At 58.6% G+C, this 5,438-nt stretch carries 3 rRNA genes; all 3 read left to right on the top strand.

Annotated elements, in window-relative coordinates:
• Positions 1-198 precede the first annotated feature (198 nt).
• The 3 genes from BUE43_RS32410 (at position 199) to rrf (ending at position 5,438) form a co-directional block, all read left to right on the top strand.
• Positions 199-1,716 (top strand): 16S ribosomal RNA (locus BUE43_RS32410).
• Between the two features lie 396 nt (positions 1,717-2,112).
• Positions 2,113-5,234, top strand: a 23S ribosomal RNA gene (locus BUE43_RS32405).
• A gap of 87 nt (positions 5,235-5,321) precedes the next feature.
• Positions 5,322-5,438: ribosomal RNA gene (rrf, locus tag BUE43_RS32400) — 5S ribosomal RNA — on the top strand.
• The 16S, 23S and 5S rRNA genes sit together here, the layout of an rRNA operon.

Raw genomic sequence — 5,438 nt, 5'->3', positions numbered from 1 at the left:
AACGCCCCGGATCTTGGACATGCGGTTTGTGTGTCGGGTGAGGGTGTGCGTGTGTTCTTTGAGAACTCAACAGCGTGCCGAATGTATGCCAGTGATGGATACCCCCGATTGATTTGGGGTTCCTTTGAGATGCAACAACACTGCGCACCGGTCACCGCCTGCGGGTGGTGGGGTTGTGTGCGCGTGATCAAACAGTCCTTTATGGAGAGTTTGATCCTGGCTCAGGACGAACGCTGGCGGCGTGCTTAACACATGCAAGTCGAGCGGTAAGGCCCTTCGGGGTACACGAGCGGCGAACGGGTGAGTAACACGTGGGCAACCTGCCCTGCACTCTGGGATAAGCCCGGGAAACTGGGTCTAATACCGGATACGACCATGTCTCGCATGGGGTGTGGTGGAAAGTTCCGGCGGTGCAGGATGGGCCCGCGGCCTATCAGCTTGTTGGTGGGGTAGTGGCCTACCAAGGCGACGACGGGTAGCCGGCCTGAGAGGGCGACCGGCCACACTGGGACTGAGACACGGCCCAGACTCCTACGGGAGGCAGCAGTGGGGAATATTGCGCAATGGGCGAAAGCCTGACGCAGCGACGCCGCGTGAGGGATGACGGCCTTCGGGTTGTAAACCTCTTTCAGCAGGGACGAAGCGCAAGTGACGGTACCTGCAGAAGAAGCGCCGGCTAACTACGTGCCAGCAGCCGCGGTAATACGTAGGGCGCGAGCGTTGTCCGGAATTATTGGGCGTAAAGAGCTCGTAGGCGGTTTGTTGCGTCGACTGTGAAAACTTGGGGCTTAACTCCGAGCTTGCAGTCGATACGGGCAGACTTGAGTTCGGTAGGGGAGACTGGAATTCCTGGTGTAGCGGTGAAATGCGCAGATATCAGGAGGAACACCGGTGGCGAAGGCGGGTCTCTGGGCCGATACTGACGCTGAGGAGCGAAAGCGTGGGGAGCGAACAGGATTAGATACCCTGGTAGTCCACGCCGTAAACGTTGGGCGCTAGGTGTGGGGTCCTTCCACGGGTTCCGTGCCGTAGCTAACGCATTAAGCGCCCCGCCTGGGGAGTACGGCCGCAAGGCTAAAACTCAAAGGAATTGACGGGGGCCCGCACAAGCGGCGGAGCATGTGGATTAATTCGATGCAACGCGAAGAACCTTACCTGGGCTTGACATACACCGGAAACCCCTAGAGATGGGGGCCCCCTTGTGGTCGGTGTACAGGTGGTGCATGGCTGTCGTCAGCTCGTGTCGTGAGATGTTGGGTTAAGTCCCGCAACGAGCGCAACCCTTGTTCCATGTTGCCAGCGCGTAATGGCGGGGACTCATGGGAGACTGCCGGGGTCAACTCGGAGGAAGGTGGGGATGACGTCAAGTCATCATGCCCCTTATGTCCAGGGCTTCACACATGCTACAATGGCCGGTACAGAGGGCTGCGAGACCGTGAGGTGGAGCGAATCCCTTAAAGCCGGTCTCAGTTCGGATCGGGGTCTGCAACTCGACCCCGTGAAGTCGGAGTCGCTAGTAATCGCAGATCAGCAACGCTGCGGTGAATACGTTCCCGGGCCTTGTACACACCGCCCGTCACGTCACGAAAGTCGGTAACACCCGAAGCCCACGGCCTAACCCCTTGTGGGAGGGAGTGGTCGAAGGTGGGACTGGCGATTGGGACGAAGTCGTAACAAGGTAGCCGTACCGGAAGGTGCGGCTGGATCACCTCCTTTCTAAGGAGCATCCCCTGTGACCATCCTGTTGTGGGTGGTTGAGGTGGGTTCCACTGGTTCCAGGCCGTGTGTGTCTGGCTGGTGGTGCTCGTTAGCCAAGTGGAATCACTGGTTGAGTGCTGTTGGTGTGGTGGCTGGCTCTGCTAGTACTGCCGATCCTTCCTTGGGGAGGGTGGGGTGTGGAACGTGGGGTGTGGTTGCTGTGCTGGTGGTGCGTGTCGGTACGCTGTTGGGTCCTGAGGGAATACACGTTGTGTGTTGTCTCGGTGTCGAAGGTTCGTGACGGCGCTGCTGCGTGTGTCATACCGTCCCGCGTGGTTGGGGTGGGTGGTGCTGGGTCGTGGTGGTGGGTCGTTGGTTCTTTGAGAACTGCACAGTGGATGCGAGCATCTTTGTGGCCAAGTTAGTAAGGGCGCACGGTGGATGCCTTGGCACCAGGAGCCGATGAAGGACGTGGGAGGCCGCGATAGGCCTCGGGGAGCTGCCAACCGAGCTGTGATCCGAGGGTGTCCGAATGGGGAAACCCGGCCCCAGTCATGTGGGGTCACCCGCACCTGAATGTATAGGGTGTGTGGAGGGAACGCGGGGAAGTGAAACATCTCAGTACCCGCAGGAGGAGAAAACAACCGTGATTCCGTGAGTAGTGGCGAGCGAAAGCGGATGAGGCTAAACCATGCATGTGTGATACCTGGCAGGGGTTGCGTGTGTGGGGTTGTGGGACCCGTCGGTCAGGTCTGCCAGCCTGGCGGGGAGTCAGAAAGTGGTGTGCTAGTCGAATACGTCTGGAAAGCGTGACCGGAGTGGGTGAGAGTCCCGTAGACGAAAGTGCACTGCCTCCCGATGGGGTTCCCAAGTAGCAGCGAGCTCGTGGAATTTGCTGTGAATCTGGCGGGACCACCCGCTAAGCCTAAATACTCCCTGGTGACCGATAGCGGACGAGTACCGTGAGGGAAAGGTGAAAAGTACCCCGGGAGGGGAGTGAAAGAGTACCTGAAACCGTGTGCCTACAATCCGTCAGAGCCTTCGGGTGATGGCGTGCCTTTTGAAGAATGAGCCTGCGAGTTAGTGGTGCGTGGCGAGGTTAACCCGTGTGGGGTAGCCGTAGCGAAAGCGAGTCTGAATAGGGCGTTTGAGTCGCGTGCTCTAGACCCGAAGCGGGGTGATCTACCCATGGCCAGGGTGAAGCGCCGGTAAGACGGCGTGGAGGCCCGAACCCACCAGGGTTGAAAACCTGGGGGATGAGCTGTGGGTAGGGGTGAAAGGCCAATCAAACTCCGTGATAGCTGGTTCTCCCCGAAATGCATTTAGGTGCAGCGTCGTGTGTTTCACCCTGGAGGTAGAGCACTGGATGGCCTAGGGGGCCTACAAGCTTACCGAAGTCAGCCAAACTCCGAATGCCGGGGTGTGAGAGCGCGGCAGTGAGACTGCGGGGGATAAGCTTCGTAGTCGAGAGGGAAACAGCCCAGATCACCGGCTAAGGCCCCTAAGTGTGCGCTAAGTGGGAAAGGATGTGGGGTCGCTGAGACAACCAGGAGGTTGGCTTAGAAGCAGCCACCCTTTAAAGAGTGCGTAATAGCTCACTGGTCAAGTGGTTCCGCGCCGACAATGTAGCGGGGCTTAAGCGTACCGCCGAAGCCGTGGCACTCACACAGTTGATCCGCCTCTGACTTTGTGTTGGGGGTGCAGTCGTGTGGGTGGGTAGGGGAGCGTCGTGTCACCGTGGAAGCAGCCGTGTAAGCGAGTTGTGGAGGTGACGCGAGTGAGAATGCAGGCATGAGTAGCGAATGCAGAGTGAGAAACTCTGCCGCCGGATGACCAAGGGTTCCTGGGCTAGGCTAATCCGCCCAGGGTAAGCCGGGACCTAAGGCGAGGCCGACAGGCGTAGTCGATGGATAACGGGTTGATATTCCCGTGCCCGTGTGGATGCGCCCATGGCGAGGCTGGTGATGCTAACCGCCCGATCCGCATGATGCCTTTCGGGGTGTTGTGTTGGGGAGCGCGGGAACCGAATCAGTAGTAGTCAAGCGATGGGGTGACGCAGGAGGGTAGCTCCGCCAGTGAGTGGTTGTACTGGTGTAAGGGTGTAGCCAGTTGGGGTAGGCAAATCCGTCCCAATGTTAATGGTGAGACCTGATGCATAGCCGATTGAGGCGAAGTAGGGTGATCCCATGCTGCCGAGAAAAGCCTCTAGTGAGTGTCCATGCGGCCCGTACCCGAAACCGACACAGGTGGTCAGGTAGAGAATACCAAGGCGATCGGGTGAACTGTGGTTAAGGAACTCGGCAAAATGCCCCCGTAACTTCGGGAGAAGGGGGGCCGGGTGGTTTGAAGCCCCTTGCGGGCTAGGGCTGTCTGGCCGCAGAGACCAGGGAGAAGCGACTGTTTACTAAAAACACAGGTCCGTGCGAAGTCGTAAGACGATGTATACGGACTGACGCCTGCCCGGTGCTGGAACGTTAAGGGGACGGGTTAGTGGCCCTTTTGGGGTTGCGAAGCTCAGAACTTAAGCGCCAGTAAACGGCGGTGGTAACTATAACCATCCTAAGGTAGCGAAATTCCTTGTCGGGTAAGTTCCGACCTGCACGAATGGCGTAACGACTTCTCCGCTGTCTCAACCACAGGCCCGGCGAAATTGCATTACGAGTAAAGATGCTCGTTACGCGCGGCAGGACGGAAAGACCCCGGGACCTTTACTATAGCTTGGTATTGGTGCTTGGTTCGGCTTGTGTAGGATAGGTGGGAGACTGTGAAGCCTGGACGCTAGTTCGGGTGGAGTCGTTGTTGAAATACCACTCTGGTCGTACTGGGTGTCTAACCTCGGACCGTGATCCGGTTCAGGGACAGTGCCTGGTGGGTAGTTTAACTGGGGCGGTTGCCTCCCAAAGGGTAACGGAGGCGCCCAAAGGTTCCCTCAGCCTGGTTGGCAATCAGGTGTTGAGTGTAAGTGCACAAGGGAGCTTGACTGTGAGACCGACGGGTCGAGCAGGGACGAAAGTCGGGACTAGTGATCCGGCACTGGCTGGTGGAAGCGGTGTCGCTCAACGGATAAAAGGTACCCCGGGGATAACAGGCTGATCTTGCCCAAGAGTCCATATCGACGGCATGGTTTGGCACCTCGATGTCGGCTCGTCGCATCCTGGGGCTGGAGTAGGTCCCAAGGGTTGGGCTGTTCGCCCATTAAAGCGGTACGCGAGCTGGGTTTAGAACGTCGTGAGACAGTTCGGTCCCTATCCGCCGCGCGCGTAGGAGGCTTGAGGAAGGCTGTCCCTAGTACGAGAGGACCGGGACGGACGAACCTCTGGTGTGCCAGTTGTTCCGCCAGGGGCATGGCTGGTTGGCTACGTTCGGAAGGGATAACCGCTGAAAGCATCTAAGCGGGAAGCTCGTTCCTAGATGAGGTCTCCCTCCCACTTTGTTGGGGTAAGGCTCCCAGTAGATGACTGGGTTGATAGGCCGGAGATGGAAGCTCTGTGAGGGGTGGAGTTGACCGGTACTAATAGGCCGAGTGGCTTGTCCATGGAGATGTCTCGCATCCACTGTGTGGTTCTGGGAGAACCAGCGCCGCCCCTGTTGTTGGGGTGTGTTGCGGGTTTCTTCGATGGTGTTTCGGTGGTTTTGGCGGAGGGGTCACGCCCGGTCCCATTCCGAACCCGGAAGCTAAGTCCTCCAGCGCCGATGGTACTGCACTCGTGGGGGTGTGGGAGAGTAGGACGCCGCCGAAC

The organism is Streptoalloteichus hindustanus (genome assembly GCF_900129375.1).
GTDB lineage: Bacteria > Actinomycetota > Actinomycetes > Mycobacteriales > Pseudonocardiaceae > Streptoalloteichus > Streptoalloteichus hindustanus.
The sequence above is the reverse complement of the archived record's forward strand: the minus strand, read 5'-3'. Positions and strand labels throughout refer to the sequence as shown.